Source organism: Canicola haemoglobinophilus (assembly GCF_002015075.1).
Lineage (GTDB): Bacteria > Pseudomonadota > Gammaproteobacteria > Enterobacterales > Pasteurellaceae > Canicola > Canicola haemoglobinophilus.
The window spans coordinates 1-578 of sequence record NZ_MUXZ01000062.1 but is presented as its reverse complement, the minus strand read 5'-3'; the positions used below and the strand labels follow the sequence as shown (position 1 = coordinate 578).

The 578-nt window shown below is 38.1% G+C and carries 2 tRNA genes; both read left to right on the top strand.

What is annotated here, in order from left to right:
• The first annotated feature begins 45 nt into the window (after window positions 1–45).
• Window positions 46–122: transfer RNA gene (locus B0186_RS11055), tRNA-Ile, on the top strand.
• Window positions 123–191: 69 nt separating this feature from the next.
• Window positions 192–267: transfer RNA gene (locus tag B0186_RS11050), tRNA-Ala, on the top strand.
• Window positions 268–578 lie beyond the last annotated feature (311 nt).

Sequence of the window (578 nt, the reverse complement as noted above, 5' to 3'; positions counted from 1 at the left end):
CACAGATTGTTTGATAGAAGATAAAGATGGAAATGTCATCCTTTTGGGTCTGTAGCTCAGGTGGTTAGAGCGCACCCCTGATAAGGGTGAGGTCGGTGGTTCAAGTCCACTCAGACCCACCACTCAAACTTTTACGAATGAGATAAAGTGCGGAGTGAAAACGAAAAGGTATGACAAGCAAAGTAAATATTGGGGATATAGCTCAGCTGGGAGAGCGCCTGCCTTGCACGCAGGAGGTCAGCGGTTCGATCCCGCTTATCTCCACCAACTTACTTTGCATTAAGTCGTCATTATTGAGTGTTGTGAAAGCACTATTAAATACAAATAGAGTAATAATGGTGCAATATTGAATGAGTACTGCAATATTGAATAAGTAGAGCAATATAAAAAAGTGGTATCAAAAGCAATACTGAATAATGATGACTCTTAATGAGAAATCTGTGTTCTTTAACAATATGGAAACAAGCTGAAAACTGAGAGATTTTCGAAAGAAAGTCTGAGTAGAAAAAATCTTAGCTGATAAAAGGCAGCTAAGTGAAGTTTATAGTTTATTGATATGCATCTTGAAAAATACTCAA